The sequence below is a fragment of the Rhodococcus sp. MurmanLake-1 genome (genome assembly GCF_056945715.1).
Genome location: NZ_JBWZNF010000003.1, coordinates 361,951 through 383,373 on the forward strand (window position 1 = coordinate 361,951; position 21,423 = coordinate 383,373).

General features: G+C 62.8%; 23 protein-coding genes. 15 read left to right on the forward strand and 8 right to left on the reverse strand.

All coding sequences use genetic code 11. The features are described from left to right. Nucleotides 1–55 precede the first annotated feature (55 nt). From AC2ETI_RS11640 to AC2ETI_RS11675, 8 genes are all read left to right on the forward strand, one after another. On the forward strand, nt 56–1,597 hold the full coding sequence (locus AC2ETI_RS11640) for a FadD3 family acyl-CoA ligase (RefSeq protein ID WP_483633932.1): 1,542 nt from the start codon (nt 56–58) through the stop codon (nt 1,595–1,597). Further along, a complete protein-coding gene (locus tag AC2ETI_RS11645) occupies nt 1,594–2,466 on the forward strand; it encodes an enoyl-CoA hydratase (RefSeq protein ID WP_019746945.1) in 873 nt (290 codons plus the stop codon). The genes AC2ETI_RS11640 and AC2ETI_RS11645 overlap by 4 nt, the downstream gene beginning before the upstream one ends. Continuing rightward, entirely contained in the window at nt 2,466–3,626 is a 1,161-nt protein-coding gene (locus AC2ETI_RS11650) for an acyl-CoA dehydrogenase family protein (RefSeq protein ID WP_007734181.1), read from the forward strand. Before AC2ETI_RS11645 ends, AC2ETI_RS11650 begins: the two co-directional genes overlap by 1 nt. Then, on the forward strand, nt 3,623–4,588 hold the full coding sequence (locus AC2ETI_RS11655; protein WP_020906274.1) for an acyl-CoA dehydrogenase family protein: 966 nt from the start codon (nt 3,623–3,625) through the stop codon (nt 4,586–4,588). The genes AC2ETI_RS11650 and AC2ETI_RS11655 overlap by 4 nt, the downstream gene beginning before the upstream one ends. Then, nucleotides 4,585–5,637 (forward strand): acyl-CoA dehydrogenase family protein, encoded by a 1,053-nt coding sequence (locus AC2ETI_RS11660; RefSeq protein ID WP_483633933.1) that lies wholly within the window; start codon nt 4,585–4,587, stop codon nt 5,635–5,637. Before AC2ETI_RS11655 ends, AC2ETI_RS11660 begins: the two co-directional genes overlap by 4 nt. Nucleotides 5,638–5,783: 146 nt before the next feature. After that, complete coding sequence (locus tag AC2ETI_RS11665) at nt 5,784–6,548, forward strand: SDR family NAD(P)-dependent oxidoreductase (protein WP_046379772.1); 765 nt, start codon at nt 5,784–5,786, stop codon at nt 6,546–6,548. Between the two features lie 122 nt (nt 6,549–6,670). Then, the gene (locus AC2ETI_RS11670) at nt 6,671–7,336 is read left to right on the forward strand and encodes a hypothetical protein (protein ID WP_483633934.1); all 666 of its coding nucleotides are present in this window, start codon (nt 6,671–6,673) and stop codon (nt 7,334–7,336) included. A 225-nt stretch (nt 7,337–7,561) separates the two neighbouring features. Beyond that, nucleotides 7,562–8,449, forward strand: coding sequence for an alpha/beta fold hydrolase (locus tag AC2ETI_RS11675; RefSeq protein WP_003945464.1), 888 nt, complete (start codon nt 7,562–7,564; stop codon nt 8,447–8,449). 1 nt (nt 8,450) lies between these two features. Here AC2ETI_RS11675 and AC2ETI_RS11680 read toward each other — a convergent pair whose 3' ends face one another. Beyond that, nucleotides 8,451–9,269 (reverse strand): HAD family hydrolase, encoded by an 819-nt coding sequence (locus tag AC2ETI_RS11680; RefSeq protein WP_445387673.1) that lies wholly within the window; start codon nt 9,267–9,269, stop codon nt 8,451–8,453. Between the two features lie 62 nt (nt 9,270–9,331). Next, on the reverse strand, nt 9,332–9,802 hold the full coding sequence (locus AC2ETI_RS11685) for a MarR family winged helix-turn-helix transcriptional regulator (RefSeq protein ID WP_019746940.1): 471 nt from the start codon (nt 9,800–9,802) through the stop codon (nt 9,332–9,334). Between the two features lie 111 nt (nt 9,803–9,913). Between AC2ETI_RS11685 and AC2ETI_RS11690 the strand changes: the two genes are divergently transcribed. Genes AC2ETI_RS11690 through AC2ETI_RS11700 form a run of 3 tightly spaced genes read left to right on the forward strand, consistent with a single transcriptional unit; the run spans nt 9,914 to nt 12,321 of the window. Next, nucleotides 9,914–10,429: a VOC family protein gene (locus AC2ETI_RS11690; RefSeq protein WP_020906268.1), complete on the forward strand. Its 516-nt coding sequence runs from the start codon at nt 9,914–9,916 to the stop codon at nt 10,427–10,429. 37 nt (nt 10,430–10,466) lie between these two features. Next, nucleotides 10,467–11,255 carry a pirin family protein gene (locus AC2ETI_RS11695; RefSeq protein ID WP_020906267.1) on the forward strand — a complete coding sequence of 263 codons (789 nt, stop codon included), beginning with the start codon at nt 10,467–10,469 and terminating at the stop codon, nt 11,253–11,255. A gap of 1 nt (nt 11,256) precedes the next feature. Continuing rightward, complete coding sequence (locus AC2ETI_RS11700; protein ID WP_355331374.1) at nt 11,257–12,321, forward strand: maleylacetate reductase; 1,065 nt, start codon at nt 11,257–11,259, stop codon at nt 12,319–12,321. A gap of 7 nt (nt 12,322–12,328) precedes the next feature. On the opposite strand, the gene AC2ETI_RS11705 is transcribed toward AC2ETI_RS11700, so the two are convergent. Further along, nucleotides 12,329–12,850: an Lrp/AsnC family transcriptional regulator gene (locus AC2ETI_RS11705; protein WP_019746936.1), complete on the reverse strand. Its 522-nt coding sequence runs from the start codon at nt 12,848–12,850 to the stop codon at nt 12,329–12,331. A 109-nt stretch (nt 12,851–12,959) separates the two neighbouring features. Here AC2ETI_RS11705 and ald point away from each other — a divergent pair, with 109 nt between their 5' ends. Together ald and AC2ETI_RS11715 are read left to right on the forward strand one after the other, a co-directional pair. Next, on the forward strand, nt 12,960–14,060 hold the full coding sequence (gene ald, locus AC2ETI_RS11710) for an alanine dehydrogenase (RefSeq protein WP_483633935.1): 1,101 nt from the start codon (nt 12,960–12,962) through the stop codon (nt 14,058–14,060). 53 nt (nt 14,061–14,113) lie between these two features. Then, the gene (locus AC2ETI_RS11715) at nt 14,114–14,989 is read left to right on the forward strand and encodes an aldo/keto reductase (protein ID WP_019746934.1); all 876 of its coding nucleotides are present in this window, start codon (nt 14,114–14,116) and stop codon (nt 14,987–14,989) included. Here the strand turns inward: AC2ETI_RS11715 and AC2ETI_RS11720 are convergent, their stop codons facing one another. From AC2ETI_RS11720 to AC2ETI_RS11730, 3 genes are all read right to left on the reverse strand, one after another. Then, the gene (locus AC2ETI_RS11720; RefSeq protein WP_459114103.1) at nt 14,990–16,240 is read right to left on the reverse strand and encodes an NADH:flavin oxidoreductase/NADH oxidase family protein; all 1,251 of its coding nucleotides are present in this window, start codon (nt 16,238–16,240) and stop codon (nt 14,990–14,992) included. A gap of 28 nt (nt 16,241–16,268) precedes the next feature. After that, on the reverse strand, nt 16,269–16,772 hold the full coding sequence (locus AC2ETI_RS11725; RefSeq protein WP_030534740.1) for an SRPBCC family protein: 504 nt from the start codon (nt 16,770–16,772) through the stop codon (nt 16,269–16,271). Nucleotides 16,773–16,844: 72 nt separating this feature from the next. Then, nucleotides 16,845–17,420: a TetR/AcrR family transcriptional regulator gene (locus tag AC2ETI_RS11730; protein WP_007734151.1), complete on the reverse strand. Its 576-nt coding sequence runs from the start codon at nt 17,418–17,420 to the stop codon at nt 16,845–16,847. 85 nt (nt 17,421–17,505) lie between these two features. Between AC2ETI_RS11730 and AC2ETI_RS11735 the strand changes: the two genes are divergently transcribed. Both AC2ETI_RS11735 and AC2ETI_RS11740 read left to right on the forward strand, forming a co-directional pair. Beyond that, on the forward strand, nt 17,506–17,964 hold the full coding sequence (locus tag AC2ETI_RS11735) for a PaaI family thioesterase (protein WP_483633936.1): 459 nt from the start codon (nt 17,506–17,508) through the stop codon (nt 17,962–17,964). A gap of 288 nt (nt 17,965–18,252) precedes the next feature. Further along, nucleotides 18,253–19,554, forward strand: coding sequence for a TrpB-like pyridoxal phosphate-dependent enzyme (locus tag AC2ETI_RS11740; RefSeq protein ID WP_003945451.1), 1,302 nt, complete (start codon nt 18,253–18,255; stop codon nt 19,552–19,554). 64 nt (nt 19,555–19,618) lie between these two features. Here the strand turns inward: AC2ETI_RS11740 and AC2ETI_RS11745 are convergent, their stop codons facing one another. Further along, nucleotides 19,619–20,740 (reverse strand): CU044_5270 family protein, encoded by a 1,122-nt coding sequence (locus AC2ETI_RS11745; protein WP_408988870.1) that lies wholly within the window; start codon nt 20,738–20,740, stop codon nt 19,619–19,621. Then, complete coding sequence (locus tag AC2ETI_RS11750) at nt 20,740–21,339, reverse strand: RNA polymerase sigma factor (protein ID WP_019746930.1); 600 nt, start codon at nt 21,337–21,339, stop codon at nt 20,740–20,742. Before AC2ETI_RS11750 ends, AC2ETI_RS11745 begins: the two co-directional genes overlap by 1 nt. Between the last annotated feature and the right edge of the window lie 84 nt (nt 21,340–21,423).

Consider the following 21,423-nt stretch of genomic DNA (forward strand, 5'->3'; position numbering starts at 1 on the left):
ATATGTAAGATAACCTACCAAGCACTTGCTAGGTAGCGTGTCAGGTAGGAGTCCAGTGACCGAACAACCGAGAACCATCCCATCAGCCCTCATCCGGGCCGCCGAGGAGTTCGGTGAGCGCGCGGCTATCGCCGATGGCGACACCCGACTGACCTTCGCACAGCTACATCAACGTGTCCGCGATTTCGCCGGCGCGCTGATCAACCGTGGGGTGAAGGCAGGCGATCGCGTCGTCATCTGGTCGCCCAACACGTACCACTGGGTGATCGCCCTGCTCGGCGCTCAATATGCCGGCGCGTCCATCATCCCGATCAACACTCGATACACCGGCACCGAAGCTCTCGACATCATCGAGCGCGTCGACGCCGCGGCCTTGGTGGTCGTCGGCACGTTCCTCAAGGCCGATCGGTATCAGCAGTTGCTCGACGCCAACCCGGACCTGTCGATCCCGACCGTCATCCAGGTACCGATCAACGGGGACGACGACCGTGACGGCGTCATCGAGTTCGAGGACTTCCTCGCGCTCGCCACCGACGCCGCCCGCACCGAAGCCGATGCGCGTGCTGCGAAGGTGCAGCCAGACGACGTCAGCGACATCCTCTTCACCTCCGGCACCACGGGACGCAGCAAGGGTGCGATCACCGCGCATCGTCAGTCCATTGCTGTCGCCAAGTCGTGGGGTGAATGCGCCGAGGTCACCGCCGACGACAACTTCCTCATCATCAGCCCGTTCTTCCACACTTTCGGGTACAAGGCCGGAATCCTGGTCTGCCTGCTGAACGGCGCGACGATCGTGCCGGTGTCCGTCTTCAACATCGACGACACTCTTGCCCTGGTCAACAGCGAAAAGATCAGCATCCTGCCTGGCGCCCCGACGATCTACCAGACCATTCTCGATCACCCCCGCCGCAGCGAATACGACCTGTCCTCGCTCCGCATCGCGATCACCGGCGCAGCACCCGTGCCGGTTGCTCTCGTCGAGCGCATGCAGGCGGAGCTTTTCGACGCCGTCCTCACGGCATACGGTCTGACCGAGGCAGTGGTCGCGACCATGTGCCGCACCGACGACGACCCGGTCACCGTCTCCACCAGTTCCGGCCGCGCGACAGCCGATTTCGAGGTCAAGATCGGCGACCAGGGTGAGATCCTGCTTCGTGGACCGAACGTCATGCTCGGATACCTCGACGACCCCGAATCCACCGCCAAGGCAATCGACGCCGACGGCTGGTTGCACACCGGAGACGTCGGAACCCTCGACGAGCGTGGCTATCTCGACATCACCGACCGCCTGAAAGACATGTACGTCAGCGGTGGATTCAACGTCTACCCCGCCGAGATCGAGGGCATGTTGGCTCGCCTGCCCGGCGTCCACGAGTCTGCTGCCATCGGCATCCCCGATCACCGGATGGGAGAGGTGGGCCGCGTCTACATCGCCCAGCTCGACGGTGCCGGCCTCACCGAAGAGTCGGTGATCGCTTTCCTCAAGGAGAAGATCGCAGGCTTCAAGGTGCCCCGCGAGGTGCGCTTCGTAGATCACCTGCCCCGTAACCCTTCGGGCAAGGTCCTCAAAACGGTTCTGCGCGAGGAACAATCATGACCGTTCCCTTCGAAGCCGACGTCGTGACCTACGAGGTTCGTGACTCGGTCGCCGTCGTGACCTTGAATCGACCCGACTACCGCAACGCCCAGAACTCGGTCGTGACGTACGCCCTCGACGCGGCATTCCAGCGCGCCGTCGAGGACGACGACGTGAAGGTGATCGTCCTGGCAGGCAACGGACCCCACTTCAGCGCCGGACACGACCTGGGAACTCCGGGACGCGACCATCACGTCGAGTACGAGAACAAGGCCACCATGTGGTGGGATCACGTCGACAAGCCAGGCGGTGACCAGCGTTTCGCCCGCGAGATGGAGGTCTACCTGGGCATGTGCCGCCGTTGGCGGGAGATCCCCAAGCCCACCATCGCGATGGTGCAAGGCGCCTGCATTGCCGGTGGGCTCATGCTCGCCTGGGTCTGCGACATGATCGTCGCAGCCGACGACGCCTTCTTCTCCGATCCCGTTGTCCGCATGGGCATCCCCGGCGTCGAATACTTCGCGCACCCGTGGATGGTCGGTTCACGTTTCGCGAAGGAAATGCTCTTCACCGGCGATCGATTCACCGCGCAACGCGCCTACGAAATCGGCATGGTCAATCGCGTCGTCGCCCGCAAGGATCTCGAGAAGGAGACGTTCGAGCTCGCCGGGCGTATCGCCGAGATGCCGCGTTTCGGACTGGCTTTGACCAAGAAGGCCGTCAACCAGTGCGAGGATCAGATGGGGATGCGCAACGGCATCGACTCCGTCTTCGGTCTGCATCACTTCGCTCACGCTCACAACGCCGAGGTCGGCAAAGACTCGCTTGGTGGTCTCGACGCCAAAGCCATGGCTGCCAGTGCTCGCGCACCGCAGGAAGGAACAAACTAGTGGATCTCGTATTCGACGACGCCACAACCGCATTCCGTGACGAGGTCCGCTCGTTCCTGGAGGCGAATGTGCCCGCCACTCCCCTGAAGTCGATGGATACCGCCGAAGGCTTCGAAGAGCACCGTCAGTGGGAGCACACTCTCGCCGACGCCGGCTACGCCGTCGTCTCCTGGCCCAAGGAACTCGGCGGACGCGATGCGTCCCTGCTCGAATGGGTCATCTTCGAGGAGGAGTATTACCGCTCTGGCGCGCCCGGGCGCGTAAGCCAGAACGGCATCTTCTTGTTGGCTCCCACACTGTTCGAGCATGCAAATGCCGAGCAGTTGGCTCGCATCATGCCGCGCATGGCTCGTGCCGACGACATCTGGGCCCAGGCCTGGTCCGAGCCCGAATCCGGTTCCGACCTCGCGAGCCTGCGTTCGAGTGCGAAGAAGGTCGACGGGGGCTGGCTGCTCAACGGTCAGAAGACGTGGAGCTCACGCGCAAGCTACGCCGACTGGGGCTTCGGCTTGTTCCGCTCCGATCCGGATGCGCAGCGCCACAAGGGCATCACGTATTTCATGTTCGACCTGCGCTCGAAGGGCGTCACCGTTCGCCCGATCGATCAACTCGACGGCGAGCCCGGCTTCGCCGAGATCTTCCTCGAAGACGTCTTCGTGCCGGACGACCCGGCCAACCCTGGTGAGTCGGGTGTGATCGGCAACGTCAACGAAGGTTGGCGCGTCGCGATGAGCACCGCGAGCAACGAGCGTGGCCTCTCGCTGCGCAGCCCCGGCCGCTTCCTCGCCACCGTCGACCGACTGCTCGAGCTGTACAAGTCCAGCGGACGAACCGACGACAGCGCTCTGCGTAACCAGGTTGCCGACGCCTGGATCGGCGCTCGCGCCTACCAGCTCAACACATTCGGTACCGTCACCCGTCTCGCCGACGGTGGACAACTCGGCGCCGAGTCCTCGATCAACAAGGTCTTCTGGTCCGAGTGGGATATCGCCACCCACGAGACTGCTCTCGAACTGCAGGGCCCTGAAGCCGAGCTGGCCGACAACTGGATGGACGGATACCTGTTCTCCCTGTCCGGCCCGATCTACGCAGGCACCAACGAGATTCAGAAAAACGTCATCGCTGAGCGTCTGCTCGGCCTACCGAAGGCGGACCGATGAGATTCGCGCTCGACTCCTCCCACCAGGACTTCGCTGCAAGCATCGATGCACTGCTGACCAAGTCCGACATGCCCTCCGTCATCCGTTCGTGGAACGACGGTGACACCGAGCCGGGCAAGAAGCTCTGGCAGCGCCTTGCCGAGACCGGCGTCAACGGCCTCGTCATCTCCGAAGAACACGACGGACTCGGCGCCGACGCCGTGGACCTGGTCGTTGCACTCGAACAGCTCGGTCGGCACGCAGTACCCGGACCGGTCGTCGAGACCATCGCAGTAGCACCGACGCTCCTGGCTTCCGTTGCACCGGAACGTCTCTCTGCTCTCGCCGAGGGTTCGCTGGCAACCGTCGCCGCTCCCCCGCGCACACCGTTCGCGCTCGACGCCAATGCGGTCGATCTGGTTCTACTCGCGCAGGACGGCACCGTCTCACTCGGCGTCCCTGGCGAAGCCAAGGCATCGGTGGATCTCTCCCGCAAGCTCTACGAAGTTTCCGCCGGCGAATCGCTGGGCTCCGCCGACTTCTCCGCAGCCTTCGACATGGGCGCTCTTGCCACTGCCGCGCAGTTGCAAGGTCTCGGCCAGACACTGCTCGAGGTCACCACCGAATACGCGAAGCAGCGCAAGCAGTTCGGCAAGGTCATCGGACAGTTCCAGGCAATGAAGCACCACCTGGCAGAAGTTGCGGTTTCGCTCGAAATGGCTCGCCCCCTGCTCCACGGTGCCGCTCTGTCGGTTCGCGATCAGTCGGCCGACGCCTCGCGTGACATTTCTGCCGCCAAGGTCGCGTGCGGGGATGCTGCTTACAAGGCCGCCCGCGTCGGACTCCAGGTTCACGGCGCCATCGGCTACACGATGGAACACGATCTCTCACTGTGGCTCACCAAGGTACGAGCATTGCTCACCGCCTGGGGCACACCGTCCGAGCATCGTGCGCGCGTCGTCGAAGCGCTGGTTGCATCATGAGCATCAACACCGAAGACCAGGCAGCACTACGTGCGTCGGTACGCGATCTCCTGAGCAAGCATTCCGACTCCGCTGCCGTCCGCGCTGCCATCACCACCGAGATCGGCTACGACGCCGCGTTGTGGAGCAAGCTGTGCGAGCAGATCGGCGTCGCCGCGCTGGCGATTCCGGAGGAGTTCGACGGCGTCGGAGCAGGTTTGGGCGAGGTACATGTGGTCCAGGAGGAACTGGGCCGCACGCTGACCCCCTCACCGATGCTGGGTTCGGCGATTCTTGCCGCACAGGCACTGCTGCTTTCCGGTGACAACGACGCATGCTCGCGACTGCTGCCCGGTGTTGCGTCCGGCGAGAGCACGCTCGCCCTGTGCTGGGCAGGGGCTGCGGGTTGGAGCACCTTCGGCGTCGAGGCAACCGAGGATGCGTTGACCGGCACGGCGTCGTACGTCCTCGACGGACACATTGCGGACACCCTGCTCGTTCTCACGGCCGATGGCTTCTACGAAGTGGATCCCGCGGCCGAGGGTGTCTCCCGCCGACGCGTCCCCACCATGGATCCGACGCGAACGCTGGCGGAGGTCACGTTCTCCGGTGTTCGTGGTCGGCCACTGGAGTGGTCCGAAGATCTGGTCGATCGCATCCGAACCGTCGGTCTGATCGCGTTGTCCGCTGAACAGGTCGGAGCGGCCGCGGCGATCGTCGAACAGACCGTCGAATACACGAAGTCGCGCAAGCAGTTCGGCCGCGCGATCGGTTCCTTCCAGGCCCTCAAGCACCGGATGGCCGACATGTACACGTTGGTCGAGACGGCGCGGTCGATGACGTACGCCGCCGTGGCGACGCAGTCTGCGGACGACGCGGCGGTAGCGAAGGTGTACTGCTCGGAAGCGTTGCAGCAGATCACCTCCGAAGCGGTTCAGTTGCACGGCGGAATCGCGATCACCTGGGAGCACGACGCTCAGCTGTACTTCAAGCGTGCACACGGCAGCGCTCAGCTCTTCGGACAGCCGAGCACCTACCTGCCGAGCCTCGCGCAGGCAGCGGGTCTGTAGGACGCATCAGTGCTTGTTCGCTCGCAATCCCGGGCGAACAAGCACCGATGCTGCCCAGTCAGTGGAATGAACCGCAGATTTATGCGGCTGGATCACGCAGAATCGGCCACCAGACAGCTGTCCATCTCACAGACCGGAGTTTTCTCGTGAATCGATTCGACGACAAGCGCGTCCTCATCAGCGGCGCAGGGTCCGGAATCGGCCAGGCCACCGTTGCCCGCATCCTGGCAGAAGGAGGCACCGTCGCCGCCGCCGACATTTCCGAGACCGGCCTCGAACAGACGCTGAACGCCGCGAAGGACGCCGGCCACTCCGATCGCCTCACCACGGTGAAGGTCGACATCTCCAGCGAAGAGTCTGTTCGCGAACAGGTCGGCGCTGCGATCAAGGCTCTGGGCGGGCTCGACGTGCTGGTCAATGCGGCGGGCATTCTCCGCTCCGCGCACACCCACGAGATGACACTCGATTTCTGGAACACCGTCATCGGGGTCAACCTGACCGGAACATTCCTCATGACGAGGGAGTCCCTGCCGGCACTGCTCGAAAGTGGAGCAGGCGTCGTGGTCAACTTCAGTTCCACCTCGGCGACCTTCGCCCACCCGTACATGACGGCATATGCGGCGTCGAAGGGTGGAATCCAATCCTTCACGCACGCACTTGCTCTCGAGTACAGCAAGCAGGGTCTTCGCGCCGTGGCCGTCGCTCCCGGCAGCATCGCGTCGGGCATGACGTCCGATCCCGGCTTCCCGGCCGACATCGACTTCACGCTGCTCGGCAAGCTGGCGCCGGCAATCGGCGAGGGCTTCGCTCCCCCGTCCGCGGTCGCCGGCGTGATCGCGATGCTCGCTTCCGAAGACGGCTCGTTTGTCACCGGAACGGAAATCCGCATCGACGGCGGCACGCATATGTGATCCCCTGCTGTGCGCCTTTATTAACCCCCGGCGGTTAATAAAGGCGCACAGCAGCGAGGCGGCATACTTGTCTGGCCGCCCGGAACCCGTCCGACGGTACGAAGTGCGGTGGGGAGCCAGCGGTGAGCGAATCAACAGGCAGTACGAACCTCGAGCCCGTGCTGATCAGTCCTGTCGTCGACGGAATGATTCGCACCTGGTCCGAGGACGAGACCCGTTTGTGGAGCGTCGACGATCCCGCCGCGCTCGGCGCACTGCTTGGACGCGGCCTCGTAGCTCGTACTGCTCTGCCGGACAACAAGTTCCGAGAAGTTGCGTTCCTGGATACCCAGACCCAGGCCCTCACTGTGCAGCCGCGCTTCACTTCCCCGGACAGCACTGCCCTCGCCGCACCGTTCAAGCTCACCGACGCGTCCTCCCCGACCGGCGACGCTTGGGAAGATCTCGAATCGGTACTCGCGTCCATCGCGATCTCCGCTGCTGGACGCGGCGAATTCTGGCTCGCGGAACTCGGCGGGTGGGATTCTCCGCACGAGCCGAACTGCCTCTTCACGACCGTCGACGAATCGGGCCTGGCCAACGCAGTCATGGAGGCAAACCCCGCACCCGTGGGCACAGGCGTCTGGCCGGAGGTTCCGAGCGACCAAACCGGCGTTTCGGTGTCGGCACCAGCCTCACAGGACACCATCGAGGCTGCCGGAATCTTCGCGGTTTCAGCGATCGAGACGTGGGGCGTCACACCGTGGGACATCAACCTCACCTTCGGCAAACTGGTCGATTTCGCCTGATCAACGGCGCCGACACGCGGCGGTGAGTTGTACGTCTCCTCTCAGCCGACGGCTCACGGTTCGTCACAACACGCCCGATGGCCACGACATCGACCCCCTCGATGGGCATACTGAGGGAACTGGGGTTACTCCCGGTCACAAATACCCGTGGATCCGCGTCGGGGCGGGTGCGGTCCGACAACACGCGAGCAGCCACAGACACTGGCGGCTCCGAAAGGTTCAATCATGGCAACCGACCAATTACAGACGGTTGTATTGCACGGCGACCAGCTCAAATACGTCGACCAAGGCAGTGGCCCCGTCGTGGTGCTCATTCACGGCCTGCTGGGCGCGCACTCCAACTGGGAACCGCAGATCGAGACGCTCTCGCGTCATTACCGCGTGATCGCCCCTGATCTCTTCGGACACGGTGCGTCGGACAAGCCTGCCGGCGACTATTCACTCAGTGCTCACGCCGCCACTGTGCGTGACCTCCTCGAAGCCCTCGACATTCCGTCGGCCACCCTGGTCGGACACTCCCTCGGTGGTGGGATCGCGATGCAGACGCTGTATCTGTTCCCCGACCGGGTGGAGCGGCTGTGCCTGGTGGCCAGCGGTGGACTCGGCCCCGAGGTGAGTCCACTCCTGCGCGCGGCGACTCTGCCCGGCAGCGAACTGGTACTTCCCGTCCTCGCGTCAAGGACGCTGACCGACGTGACCGACAAAGCGCTCGGACTTTTCAACAAGATCGGCCTGTTCAAGCTCGGTGCCAGCGCGAGCGAGGCCCGTAAGAGCTTCGCTTCGGTATCGGACGCGTCGACACGTCAGGCATTTCTGGCGACGGCACGATCGGTCATCAATTACAACGGTCAAACCGTCAATGCCACTCCGCATTTCGCCAACTTCAAGAATCTGCAGGCACTACTGGTGTGGGGTGAGGAAGACACCATCATCCCCAACGCCCACACCGAGAACGCTCGCGCCGAACTACCGCTGGGGCGGGTGGAGATCTTCAAGCGCGCCGGACATTTCCCGCACCTTGACTACCCGGATCGCTTCGACCGCGTCTTCTCCGAATTCATGACGGACTGCGGAGTCGGTATCGGCACCGGCCCCAAGGCCGTCAGCAGCTGAACTAGCGCCCCGCAACCAACTCTTCGAGGTAGCTCGCCACGCCGTCCTCGTCGTTCGTGGGCAAAATTCGGTCGGCGAGCTCGATGACCTCGGTTCTGGCGTTGGCCGGCACCAGAGCCGTTCCAGCCCAGGTCAGCATGGCAACATCGTTGAAGGCGTCACCGGCTGCGGCCACTTCCGACGCGTCGACGCCGTCGATCGCGCACAACTGCGCGAGAGCGCTGGCCTTCGAGACGCCCGCTGCAGCCATTTCCATGTACGGGGCGCCGGAGTGCGTCAACTCCACGCCCTCGATGCCCGCAGCGACCGCTGTTCGGTACAGGTCGGCGCTGGGAACTTCCGCATGCCGAGCCACGATCTTGACCATCGGCTCCACGTCCAGCGGCAGGGTATCGGCGAGCACCATCTCGTGCAGGTGCCGGTGATGGTCCGCGAATTCGCACAGAGCGGCATACTCCGGCTCGGCAAAGAACTGCGTGGGTCCGACATTCGCGAACACGACGCCCGGAACCAGCGCCCGAACTTGCTCCATAGCCGTTGCAGCCAAGGACATTTCGATCGAGACGGTGTCGACGATCTCCGGAGTCCCGTCGGCGAGGTCGAGAATCACAGCTCCGTTGGCACACACAGCTTTACCGCGAAATCCGCACGAGTTCGCCAATGTGTGTACCGAATGCCGGGCGCGGGCCGTCGCCCACACAACTTCGATTCCGGCGAGCCGCGCGTTCTCCATGGCCTGCGCGGTGCGCGCCGAAATCGTTCGGTCGGAGCGCAGCAGGGTGCCGTCGAGGTCGGTTGCGAACATACGAATGCGGGTCACCAGACAATGATGGCAGTCCGTTCGCAGCCCTCACCAACTACGTGACACGGACCGTTGCTCTGTCAATTACCTGACTGGGTCTCGAGAAGGTGCCGACGCATCTCGCCGAAGACCACACCGAGCCGCTCGACATCTCGCGGGCTCAGCAGATCGAACATGCTCTCCCGCACTGCGGCTACGTGCGCCGGGCTTGCCGACGCCAGTTTGTCGGCACCCGAGTCGGTCAGCTCCGCATTGGCGCCCCTCTTGTCGTCGACACACTCAACCCGGCGCACCCACCCTGCGCCGACCAATCGATTTACGGCCCTGGTCACACCACTTCGGGTAGCCATCACAGCGTCGGCGAGCTCACTCATGCGCAGTTGCCGGCCGGGCGCTTCGGCGAGAGCGACCAGCAGTTCGAAATCGGTGAAGGAAATGTCGGAGTCTCGCACCAACTGCTGATCGAGAACACGCTGGAGCAGTCGGGTCGAGTCCAGGTAAGCCCGCCAGGCCGTTTGCTCCGAGTCGCTCAACCACCGCGTCGATTCCATGACACCAGCATATCCGAAGTAGTTGACAACGAAATCAAATGATCTATTCTCAATGTAGTTGATCAGTCAACTACCTGTTCGAAGAGAAGGTTCAACCGAGAGGCGGGCGCCATGAGCGACAACAACGCAGTGCAGTTCGACAATGCAGTGCAGTTCGAGGAACGCCGGGCCGAGATCAGGGATCGACATCTGCTCCCCGCCGACAAACGACCCGCATCGACCGCACGCGGCCTGCACCATACGGCCCTGATCAGCAGTGACGTCGAACGAACCGTGAAGTTCTATCAGGATCTCCTCGGATTCCCACTCACCGAGTTGATCGAGAACCGTGACTATCCCGGGTCGTCGCACTTCTTCTTCGACATCGGCAATGGCAACCTTCTGGCCTTCTTCGACTTCCCGGGTCTCGACGTGGGCCCATATCAAGAGGTGCTCGGCGGTCTCCACCACATCGCGATCAGCGTCGAACCTGCCAAGTGGGCGAAGCTGCGCACCCAACTGACCGAGGCCGGCGTCGAACTGATCGAGCACAGCGAGGTTTCGTTGTACTTCCGCGATCCCGACGGCGCTCGACTCGAGCTGATCGCCGACCCGCTCGGCGAGATGTACGGCAATCACGTCCTCTGAAAACTTGCTCTCCCTCACACCATTCGGAAGGCACACCATGACCTCCACTCTGTCGCAGCCGAACCTCGATATCCGTCGATCCGGGGATCGCTTCAAGTCCAATGCCGGCTGGCTGGACTCGAAGCACTCGTTCTCGTTCAGCAATCACTACGACCCGAAGAACACTCACCACGGTCTTCTCCTGGTCAACAACGACGACATCGTCACGCCCGGAATGGGATTCGACACCCACCCGCACCAGGACATGGAGATCGTCACTTGGGTACTGAGAGGTTCTCTCGTACATCAGGATTCGATGGGGCATTCGGGCGTCATCTACCCCGGTCTCGCCCAGCGGATGAGCGCTGGAACGGGAATCCTGCATTCGGAGAAGAACGATTCGTGGCGACTCGGTGACGTGGCGGGTGCGCATTCCGACAAGCACAGCGATCCGGTTCACTTCATCCAGATGTGGGTTGTCCCCGACGAGGCCGGAATCACGCCCGGATACGAGCAGTTGGAGATCGACGCCGAATTGCTTGCCGGTGGACTGGTTCCCGTCGCGTCGGGCATGGACGCGTACGCCGATCACTCGGCAATCCGGATCAAGAACAAGTACGCCGCGATGCACGTTGCGCGTCTGCAACCCGGACAACCTGTGACCCTGCCGGACGCACCGTTCCTGCATGTTTTTGTCGCCGACGGTCAGGCCGCCATGGAAGGCGTCGGAGTGCTCGAACAGGGTGACGCGGTACGAGTATCCGGCGGTGGAGGTCAGCAGCTCAGCTCCGATACCGGGGCAGAGGTCATCGTCTGGGAAATGCACGCCACCGTTTCACAGGGATGACATGAAGCCCTTCTCGTACGACGCTTCACCGGCACGAATTGTCTTCGGCCAAGGGATGATCGATACGATCGCCGAAGAAGTGCGGCGGCTCGGCCGTAGCCGAGTGATGGTGCTGGCAAGTCGTCGACTCGACGCGGTTGCCGCCGCCGTGACCGAATCTCTCGGCGACATGGCGGTGGTCCGCTTCGACGGCGCTGTGATGCATACTCCGATCGAAGTCACGACAGCCGCGCTGAGACTTGCCGAGAACCATCACGTCGACACGGTCGTCGCGATCGGCGGCGGTTCGGCAACCGGGTTGTCCAAGGCACTGGCACTACGAGCGGGGTTCGATCAGATCGTCGTTCCGACAACGTACGCGGGATCAGAAGTCACTCCGGTGTTGGGTGAAACAGAGAACGGACGCAAGACAACTCGCTCCTCTCCCCACATCAGACCGGAAACCGTCATCTACGACGTCGACCTCACTCTCGATCTGCCGCTGGATACCACCGTCACCAGCGCCGTCAACGCGATGGCGCATGCGGTTGAAGCGTTGTACTCCACCGAGTCCAACCCGATCACGGACTTGATGGCGATCGAGGCGATCTCCGGGATCGCCCGTGCGCTGCCGATCATTGTCGATGATCCGAAAAATCTGGAAGGTAGGGCCGAACTACTGCAAGCAGCCTGGTTGGCCGGAACCTGCTTGGGCACGGTCGGTATGGGGCTTCATCACAAGTTGTGCCACACCCTCGGTGGCAGCTTCGGTTTGCCGCATGCTCCCACCCACACCGTTGTCCTCCCCCACGCGATGGCATTCAACGCGCCTGCTGTCCCGGATGTGATGTCGCGAATAGCGACTGCTCTGGGCGCATCCGATGCCGCTACCGGCGTTTTCGACCTCGTCACCGCGTGCGGCGGACCGACCACTCTGCGAGAACTGGGAATGAGTCACGATCAAATCGAAAATGCAGTCGAACTCGCCACCTCCGCCGCGTATCCGAACCCGCGTGAGATCACCCCGCCGGGCCTGAGCGAACTCCTCGAGAACGCCTGGTCCGGGCGTCGACCCGCCATCAGGTGAGAACTAATCAGGCAGTACCGCCTCGAGGCCTGACGTGTTCGAAGATCAGAATCGTCTCGGTCGCAGCAACCGCTGGATGTGCCGAGAGATTGTTGACGACGAAGTCACGCAACTGCGCCGAATCCGTCGTTGCGACGTGCAGCATGTAGTCGTCGACACCGGCAACGAAGTACACGTTGAGCACCGAGTCCAGCTTGGCGAAATCGTCGCCGAGCCGGTTGAGGTGCGACCGTGCGTTGGCCTGCAGGCGTACTGCGATCATCGCCTGCAGATCCATTCCGAGAGCGGCGGGGTCGATGTCCGCGTGAAATCCCCTGATCACGCCGTTGTCCACCAAGGCGCGCACACGGCCGAGGCATGTCGACGGCGCAATTCCCGCGATCGCGGCCAGCGCATTGTTCGGAATCCTCGCGTCTTTCGCCAGCTCTTCGAGCAGAACCCGGTCGACCTCGTCCAACTTCACGGCAGCCCGAACATGCTTCGGCGAGGCGGCCGTCTGAATACCGATTTTTGAACTTTCGCGCACCATGAATACAGCCTAGAGAATTATCTTCACTTCTCTTCACTATCTGGCGACGAAACTTCATGCTTGGCACCTGCCATTCGAAGAAACAACAGACTCAGTTCGGAGCCGTGTCATGAAGGTCGGAATCCCCCGCGAAATCAAAAACCACGAGTACCGCGTGGCCATCAGCCCAGCAGGCGTCCACGAACTGGTCGGCCGAGGGCACGAGGTCGTCATCGAAACGGGCGCAGGCGTCGGCTCCTCGTTCAGTGACGAGGATTTCAAGGCCGCGGGCGCGCAGATCCTCGGGTCCGCCGATCAGGTCTGGGCGGACGCAGATCTGCTCCTGAAGGTCAAAGAACCTATTGCAGAAGAGTATTCGCGACTCCGTAAGAATCAGGTGCTCTTCACCTACCTGCACCTGGCGGCGTCGAAGGAATGCACCGACGCACTCCTGGCTTCGAAGACCACTTCCATCGCCTACGAAACCGTTGTCGGTTCCGACGGTTCACTGCCCCTTCTCGCACCGATGAGCGAAGTAGCCGGACGCCTTGCGCCGCAGGCCGGCGCCTACCACTTGATGCGTCACGGCGGCGGACGCGGAGTGCTGATGGGCGGCGTCCCCGGAGTGCGCCCCGCCAAGGTCGTGGTGATCGGTGCGGGAGTCTCCGGCAAGAACGCCATCGCCGTGGCCTACGGCATGCAGGCCGACGTCACCGTTCTCGATCTGTCGATCGCGCGCCTGCGGGAAATCGACGAGCTGTACCACGGCCAGGTCAAGACCATCACGTCCAACAGCCTCGAACTGGAACAGGCAGTACTCGACGCCGACCTCGTCATCGGCGCAGTGCTGGTCCCCGGGGCGAAGGCGCCGACTCTCGTCTCCAACAGCCTGGTGGCGCGCATGAAGCCGGGTTCTGTCCTGGTCGACATCGCCATCGACCAGGGCGGCTGCTTCGAGGATTCACACGCGACCACGCACGCCGATCCGACGTACCAGGTTCACGGTTCCGTCTTCTACTGCGTTGCGAACATGCCCGGAGCCGTCCCCCGTACGTCGACGTACGCGCTCACCAACGCGACGCTTCCGTACGTCGTCGCATTGGCAGACAAGGGGTGGAAGGACGCGGTCGCGACAGTTCCCGGCCTGGGGTCAGGACTGAGCACACACGACGGCCTGCTCCTGTCCGACAGTGTTGCAGCGGCACACGGGTACTCGGCTACGACTCTCTGACCCAGGCGGCTCTGACCCCGGCAAGGAAAGCTCGAGATCGCTAGCCTTGATCCATGAGCAATCCTGACATCACGCTGAATTCCGGAACCACGATCCCGCAACTCGGCCTCGGAGTCTGGCAGGCCACCAACGACGAAACCGAGCATGCAGTGCGGTTCGCTCTCGACGACGCCGGCTACCGGCACATCGACACCGCTGCCGCATATGGGAACGAAGAGGGCGTCGGACGAGGTATCGCCAACTCGTCCGTCGCGCGAGAGGACATATTCCTCACCACGAAGCTGTGGAATGCAGATCAGGGCTACGAGCCGGCGTTGAAGGCTTTCGACAGCAGCATCGACAAGCTGGGCGTCGATTACGTCGATCTGTATCTGATCCACTGGCCACTGCAGGACAACGACCGACTCCTCCGCACTTGGGACGCGCTCGAAAAGATCGCGGAATCGGGCCGCGCGAAGGCAATCGGGGTGTGCAACTTCGAGCCGCATCATCTGCAGCTTCTCGTCGATCGCGGCGGATTGTTGCCGGCAGTCGATCAAGTGGAACTGCATCCGCACCTCACGCAGCACGCGATCCGCGACAAGGCCGCCGAGCACGGAATCAAGGTCGAATCGTGGAGCCCACTCGGCGGTACCAGCAACGCGGGTTGGGGTAAGGCATCGAAGCCCAACACGCTGCTCACCGATCCGATCATCACTCGAATCGGTGACCGCCACAGCAAGACTGCCGCGCAGGTCCTGATCCGTTGGCACCTGCAGAACGGCCTGATCGTCATCCCGAAATCAGTGCATGACGCCCGGATCGCTCAGAACATCGACGTATTCGACTTCGAACTCACTGATCTCGATCTGAGCGAAATCGACACTCTCGACGACGGTACCCGCGTCGGCGCGCATCCCGATGAACTCAACATCGGTGCACCGAACTGATCAAGCCGCTCGTTTGGTGGGGCGAAGCGCATCGATTCCGTTTCGCCTCACCATGGTCCCGAGGGTTTTCCACCACGGCCGAGCCGGATCCGGCTCGCTGCCGTCACCCATTCGATGCAACTGATCGGTGTGCCACTGCAGGTCGAGTGCACCGTCGAGCATCGAGATGTCGGCAACCTTCCCCAACAACTTCCGCGCTCCGAACTCCACAGTCGGGACGATCAATCGTTCCCGATTCGATTCCAGGAGAACGGTTGCCGCGTCGGGAATCGTGATCGTCGGCCGGCCGAGACCGATCACGTCGCACGCGCCGGAAGCGAGTGCCTCGACCATCGCCGATCGCGAGCGGAAGCCGCCGGTGACCGCCAAGGGAATGTCGCCGGCAATCGCTCGAACCGTCTCGGCATACTCGAGGAAATATGCCTCTCGATCGCGAGTGCTCTGCTTCTGCGCTTTACCCATCATGGCCGGCGATTCGTAACTGCCACCGCTGATCTCGATGAGGTCGACCGACTCTTCGGTCAGCGCGCGTACTACTTCTCGCGACTCGTCTTCCGAGAATCCGCCGCGCTGGAAATCAGCCGAGTTGAGTTTGACCGACACCGCAAATCCCGGAGCAACGGTCGAGCGTATGCGCCGAACGATTTCGATCAGAAAGCGTCGTCGACGCTCGGGATCTCCACCCCACTCGTCCGTCCGCTGATTGGACAACGGCGAAAGGAACTGCGCAACAAGATAACCGTGCGCGGCATGTATCTGCACGCCTCCGAATCCGGAGGACTCGGCGACGCGAGCGGTTTCCGCGAACTTGTCGATGATCTCTTCGATCTCAGCAGTCGAGAGTTCTCGCGGCGTCGCCATTCCCGGAATCTTCAGCGCAATCGCGCTCGGTGCGACCGGTCGACCTCTGCTGGCGATCGGGTTGGATTGCCGCCCTGGGTGGTTCAGCTGCATCCAGATCTCGGCGCCGCCGTTCTTGGCAGTCTTGGCCCAGGCAGTCAGCGCTTCGGCATCACGATCGTCGTCGACGACGACGTTGCCCGGTTCGGCGATCTGCGATCGATCAACCATGACATTGCCGGTGATCAGCAAACCGAACCCGCCACTGCCCCAACGACCGTACAGCGTTTCCAAGCGGGTGGACGGTCCATGAGTCCGGTCCCCCAGAGCCTCACTGAGCGCAGCTTTCATCGTGCGATTCCGCAGTATCTGCCCACAGGGCAAAGTCAACGATTCTCCGAGTGTGGTCATGGATACCTCTCGCATGAAGGGAAGAAAGTCAATGGCGTGGCGCAGAACCGAAGTGCCGCTTGGTATCGCGCACGAAGCTCGAGAAGATCAGTGAGTTGACCGGTAGCCCGCCGCGCACCGCGAGCGACAGCTTCGGACGCGGCGAGAATGCAAAATCCCACTGCAATCTCGAACCCACTGCGAGCTCGTCGACGCGGTAGTCCTCCGCGAAGGATTGGAACAGCGGAACATTGGACTGTTCGACGTAAAACGAGTGCCGACGCGTTTCGTCATCCCAGGTGATGAACTTTTCGCGCATCTGCATCGCGCCACCGCCCACCTCCGCGATTCGGCGCGTGCCGACGCCGTAGGGGCGCGGCGAGGTGTAGTGCACTTTTGTGAGCAGTCGGCACCACGACAAAGGCTCGTCGGCGGTCAGACCGGCCCAGACGGCATCAGGTTCGGCGGCGAGGTCGATCGAGTACGTGAAGATATGCGGTGCCGTGTCGAAGAAATCGACACCGACCGGTTCGAGGTCGAACCAATGTGTCATCGCCTACTCCTGCCTAATTAGCCGTTACATGAAGTTACGGATACTTGGCGACCGAAGTCAACCCCCGAAGGCTCAGCGGGACCAAGCCTCAGAACGAGAGAGCCCCTGCAGTGAAGCGATGACCTGTTCGAGCGGCTCGATACTTCGAGTCGTCTGGCACACCGCCACTGCACCTTCGACCGACGTGATCGTCAAGTTTGCCATCGACTTTGCTTGCACTGCAGGATAACCCGCAGTTTCGAGTTGCGATTCGATCAACTTCTGCCATCCCAGCATGACCTCAGCCGATACTTCCGCGACTTCTGGCTCACTGGCGCGTGCCAACCCGCCGGCAATCACCGGGCAGCCGATCGCGAAGTCCGAGCGCGTGAGATTGAGTCGCCAGATGTCTCCGACCGCTTCGATCACGTCGGCAGTGGAACCGGTGGCCGCAGCCGAGCTGATTCGTCTGGTGATGATCGCACCAGCCGCGCGCACGGCTTCGACCATCAGCTCTGTCTTGCCGCCGGGGAAGTGATGGTAAATCGACCCACGGGGCGCGCCGCTGTGCTTGATGACGTCGCTGAAGGACGTCGCATCGACACCGTTGCGGCTGATCAGTTCGACCGCACTACGAATCATGCGATCACGTGAGCTCAGCTCTGCCATGTCACAGATCCTTCGGCCGTCGGTACACCTGTCGACTCATACGCTACGTTATGTATGACGACCTACATAGTGATGGGATGAAACAATGAGTGACGAGACATCCGCAACCGTCGATCCGGCGCAGATGACAGGCCTCGAACTTCTCCGCTGGATGGGAACGCAGGTCAACGACCGACCCAGCATCGGACGCCTCCTCGGCATGGAGATGCGCGAGGTCAACGAGGGATCGGTGAGCTTCGCCCTGACCCCGCGTGCCGATTTCAGCAACCCGCTCGGCACTGTGCACGGCGGCATCTGCGCAACGCTGCTCGACTCGGTCATGGGCTGCGCGGTACACACGATGCTTCCGGCCGGCGTCGGCTACACGACCCTCGAACTCAAGCTCAACTACATCCGCACGGTGCCTCTCGACGGTGACGAACTGACAGCCCACGGCAGCGTCATTCACGTGGGCGGGCGTACCGCGACGGCAGAGGGCAAGGTCCTCGACAAGAACGGCAAGTTGGTGGCGCACGGAACTACGACGTGCATGATTTTCCGCTGAGCCGACGGAGGATGGCGAAAATGTCGCTGAGCCGACGGAGGATGGCGAAAATGTAGCCGCGCCCGACGTGAGCACGGTGCGAGTACCGATGTACGATCGGCTCGTGACCCTGCTCACTGCGCACCTCTGGTGGCCCGACCGCTGACGGTCAGCCGCAACTGCGTGCTGCCCGGACCGACATCGGGTGGTCCAGCAGGCTCCTCTCCAGGATCCCCGATCCGGCAAATGCCGTACGCGTCGTCGCTACGACCGCCAAGATCAGGTACCGAATCCACGAAGGAGAGTTAGTTGACCACCACCCCACTCAACCGTTCGCTCGAGCCTTTGGGCGTCTCCATCCCGTCGAAAGTGCCGACGCACTGGTACAACCTGGCGGCTGACCTCCCCGAGCCCGTTCCCCCGCACCTGCATCCGGGCACTCGTGAGCCGCTCGGCCCCGAGGACTTGGCGCCGCTGTTCCCGATGAACCTCATCGCGCAGGAAGTCGCAACCGAGCGCTACATCGAGATCCCGGAGACGGTTCGCGAGATCTACGGCATGTGGAGGCCCTCTCCCCTGTTCCGTGCGCACCGACTCGAGCGCGCTCTGGGCACACCTGCTCGCATCTACTACAAGTACGAAGGCGTGAGCCCGGTCGGTTCGCACAAGCCGAATACTGCTGTCGCGCAGGCGTACTACAACGCGATCGAAGGAACCACCAAGCTCACCACCGAAACCGGCGCAGGCCAGTGGGGTGCGTCGCTGTCGTTCGCGGGCGCACTGCTCGGACTCGACGTCGAAGTGTGGCAGGTTCGCTCCTCCTTCGATTCGAAGCCGTACCGACGCATCCAGATGGAGGCATACGGCGGAATCTGTCACCCGTCGCCTTCCGACCTGACGGAAGCCGGACGCGCACTGTTGAAGTCGCATCCCGACACCACCGGCTCGCTCGGTATGGCGATCAGTGAGGCCGTCGAGGTCGCTGCGCAGGATCCGAACACGCACTACTCACTCGGCAGCGTGCTGAATCACGTCATGCTTCACCAGACCGTGATCGGTCAGGAAGCAATGGTCCAGCTCGAAGAAGCCGGCGACGCCGTCCCCGACACCGTGTTCGGTTGCGCCGGTGGCGGTTCCAACCTCGCCGGACTCACCTTCCCGTTCCTGGGACGAAACCTTCGCGAAGGCACCAAGACTCGTCTGGTCGCCTGCGAGCCTTCGGCATGCCCGTCCCTCACCCAGGGCGAGTACCGTTATGACTTCGGTGACGTCGCCGGGCTGACTCCGCTGCTCAAGATGCACACTCTGGGTAAGGACTTCGTTCCCCCGGCGATCCATGCCGGTGGCCTTCGCTACCACGGTATGTCGCCGATGGTCTCGCATGCGGTCAACCTCGGACTCATGGATGCGATTGCCGTCGATCAGGACGACGCGCTCCAGGCCGGTCTGATTTTCGCACGCGCCGAAGGGATCATCCCGGCTCCGGAATCAACCCACGCGGTTGCCGGCGCCATCGCTCACGCTCGCGCCGTCACCGAACCCGAGGTGATTGTGATCGGACTGTCGGGCAACGGTCAGTTGGATCTCCCGGCGTACTCGCCTTACGTCTGACGCCGTCGGTGTGGTGGTCTCGTGTGTGCGAGGCCACCACACTTCGTCACACCGAGCACGTTCCCTATTCGGATCCCAATTCGTCGACGGGTCGGACAGTGATCGAACTTGTCCCCAACACGGTGCCGGGGGCTATCCAAGGATCTTCCGGAGCTGCGCCCGCGACCCGTCGTTCACCGATGAACTCACCGGTTCCCGGATCGATGATCAAGTCGCGACGCTCGTGAACACCACTGAGCCCGAGTGCGATTCCGGATCGACCGTCGAGCGTGGTCTGTTCCACGGTCTCCACACCATCGATTCCGGCGATCGCGCGATACCACTGCGCTTTGACGTCAGGCGGCATCATGCCGGCTCTCAGTATTTCAATCGCGATGTGGAACATCGCTTCCGGCGTCGAACCGCGCGGCGCCGTGTAGTCGCGAAGCCATCGAAGCAACCCCTCGGGGTCAGCGGGCAGCGACCCATAGAAGTTGGGATCGTCCCAGTCGTCCGGAACGCAGTTGATGTTGTCGCGATTGTCGTCGAAGAATCTGCCGCAGCGGGCACGCCATTCCCCGTTTCGGGTTTCGTCGACGTACAGAGCTGATTCACTCTCCGGCGTCGTGCCGCCGAGCCACCGCGACTGGCCAGTTGACCGCCGCTCGAGCCATTCTTGTGTTTCGTCTGCCGGAATCCATAGCTGCGAACGGGTTTCGAGCAGGTAGGTGTAGCCGTTGCGTTGAGCGTCGGGCCCTGCTTCGTAGGGAGATCCGTACTCCATCCCCTGTTGGACCCACGCGTGCTCCTCGACGAGTCGAAACGGTCCCTGTTGAACGGAGATCATCTCGATCGATTCGAGAGAGCGCGCGGCTTGCTGTAGGACGTGTTCGGCGGAGGCGAGTTCGATGGAAGGCACCGGCAGCGACACACCACCCGTAGTGCCTGTCTGCTCTGAAGGTGCGAACTGCACCAGCACCGCAGCCAAGCAGACGGCCATGAGCACCGCGGCACCGGCGTAGACCGAAGCGGGCACGCGCCGCAGAGCAAACCTGCGACTGGGTACCGGCGGAGAACTTTCGGCCGCTTCCGCGTCGGCGAGGACCCGATTCCGGATCGCTGCCAAGGCGTCGACGTCCGGCTTGTCGAGCGCATCGCGGAGTTCGAGCAACGTGTCGTCCAGGGGATCGGTCCGACGATTCGGCATCAGTTCTCTCCCGAGGCTTGTTGGAGGTTTTCGGAGTCGAGCAGCAAAGTCCGCAGGCGAGTGCGTGTGCGGTGCAGCCTGGACCGGACGGTGCTGGCCGGCACGGACAGGATCTCCGCGATCTCAGCCGGCTCGAGATGGGCCCAGGACGAGAGGAGCAGCACGTCGCGTTCGTCCTCCGTCAGCTCGGCGAGTGCCGACGCGATCACCTCGAGGCGGCGGGACGCGTCCACCCGAGCCGTGACAAGGTCTTCCGGCGCAGTCTCGGACACGGCACGTTCGCCATGTACCCGCGCGAGTGCGCGTTCGGCGCGATCCTGGGAGCGAAAGTGTGCCCTGAGCAGGGTGTGGGTGATGCCGAACAACCAAGCGCGAACGGGAGCCCGGCTAGGGTCGTAGGTGGATCGACGATCGATCGCGACGGCAAAAGCCTCGGCGACGAGGTCGTCGGCATGATGTTCGCCGGCTCGGGCACACACGTAGCGACGAAGATCGGCGGCATGGGCGTCGAAGAGTTGAGCGAAGACCTCCGCCACGCGCGGGCTGTGCAGGTCCGGGTCCGGTGTGCCGCGATCACCGGGTGGGCTCGAAGATGTCACGGTGATACTTGGTCGGTGCGGCCCATAGCGTCCCTGGAGTGCCTGAGCGGGCGGCGATAACGAGGGACGATCCGCAATTTCCCC

Excerpts from the sequence above, each read along its gene's own strand:
- AC2ETI_RS11645 (WP_019746945.1), top strand. The coding sequence starts at position 1,594 with ATGACCGTTCCCTTCGAAGCCGACGTCGTGACCTACGAGGTTCGTGAC.
- AC2ETI_RS11655 (WP_020906274.1), top strand. The coding sequence starts at position 3,623 with ATGAGATTCGCGCTCGACTCCTCCCACCAGGACTTCGCTGCAAGCATC.
- AC2ETI_RS11660 (WP_483633933.1), top strand. The coding sequence starts at position 4,585 with ATGAGCATCAACACCGAAGACCAGGCAGCACTACGTGCGTCGGTACGC.
- AC2ETI_RS11675 (WP_003945464.1), top strand. The coding sequence starts at position 7,562 with ATGGCAACCGACCAATTACAGACGGTTGTATTGCACGGCGACCAGCTC.
- AC2ETI_RS11685 (WP_019746940.1), bottom strand. The coding sequence starts at position 9,802 with ATGGAATCGACGCGGTGGTTGAGCGACTCGGAGCAAACGGCCTGGCGG.
- AC2ETI_RS11690 (WP_020906268.1), top strand. The coding sequence starts at position 9,914 with ATGAGCGACAACAACGCAGTGCAGTTCGACAATGCAGTGCAGTTCGAG.
- AC2ETI_RS11695 (WP_020906267.1), top strand. The coding sequence starts at position 10,467 with ATGACCTCCACTCTGTCGCAGCCGAACCTCGATATCCGTCGATCCGGG.
- AC2ETI_RS11700 (WP_355331374.1), top strand. The coding sequence starts at position 11,257 with ATGAAGCCCTTCTCGTACGACGCTTCACCGGCACGAATTGTCTTCGGC.
- AC2ETI_RS11705 (WP_019746936.1), bottom strand. The coding sequence starts at position 12,850 with ATGGTGCGCGAAAGTTCAAAAATCGGTATTCAGACGGCCGCCTCGCCG.
- ald (WP_483633935.1), top strand. The coding sequence starts at position 12,960 with ATGAAGGTCGGAATCCCCCGCGAAATCAAAAACCACGAGTACCGCGTG.
- AC2ETI_RS11715 (WP_019746934.1), top strand. The coding sequence starts at position 14,114 with ATGAGCAATCCTGACATCACGCTGAATTCCGGAACCACGATCCCGCAA.
- AC2ETI_RS11720 (WP_459114103.1), bottom strand. The coding sequence starts at position 16,240 with ATGACCACACTCGGAGAATCGTTGACTTTGCCCTGTGGGCAGATACTG.
- AC2ETI_RS11725 (WP_030534740.1), bottom strand. The coding sequence starts at position 16,772 with ATGACACATTGGTTCGACCTCGAACCGGTCGGTGTCGATTTCTTCGAC.
- AC2ETI_RS11730 (WP_007734151.1), bottom strand. The coding sequence starts at position 17,420 with ATGGCAGAGCTGAGCTCACGTGATCGCATGATTCGTAGTGCGGTCGAA.
- AC2ETI_RS11735 (WP_483633936.1), top strand. The coding sequence starts at position 17,506 with ATGAGTGACGAGACATCCGCAACCGTCGATCCGGCGCAGATGACAGGC.
- AC2ETI_RS11745 (WP_408988870.1), bottom strand. The coding sequence starts at position 20,740 with ATGCCGAATCGTCGGACCGATCCCCTGGACGACACGTTGCTCGAACTC.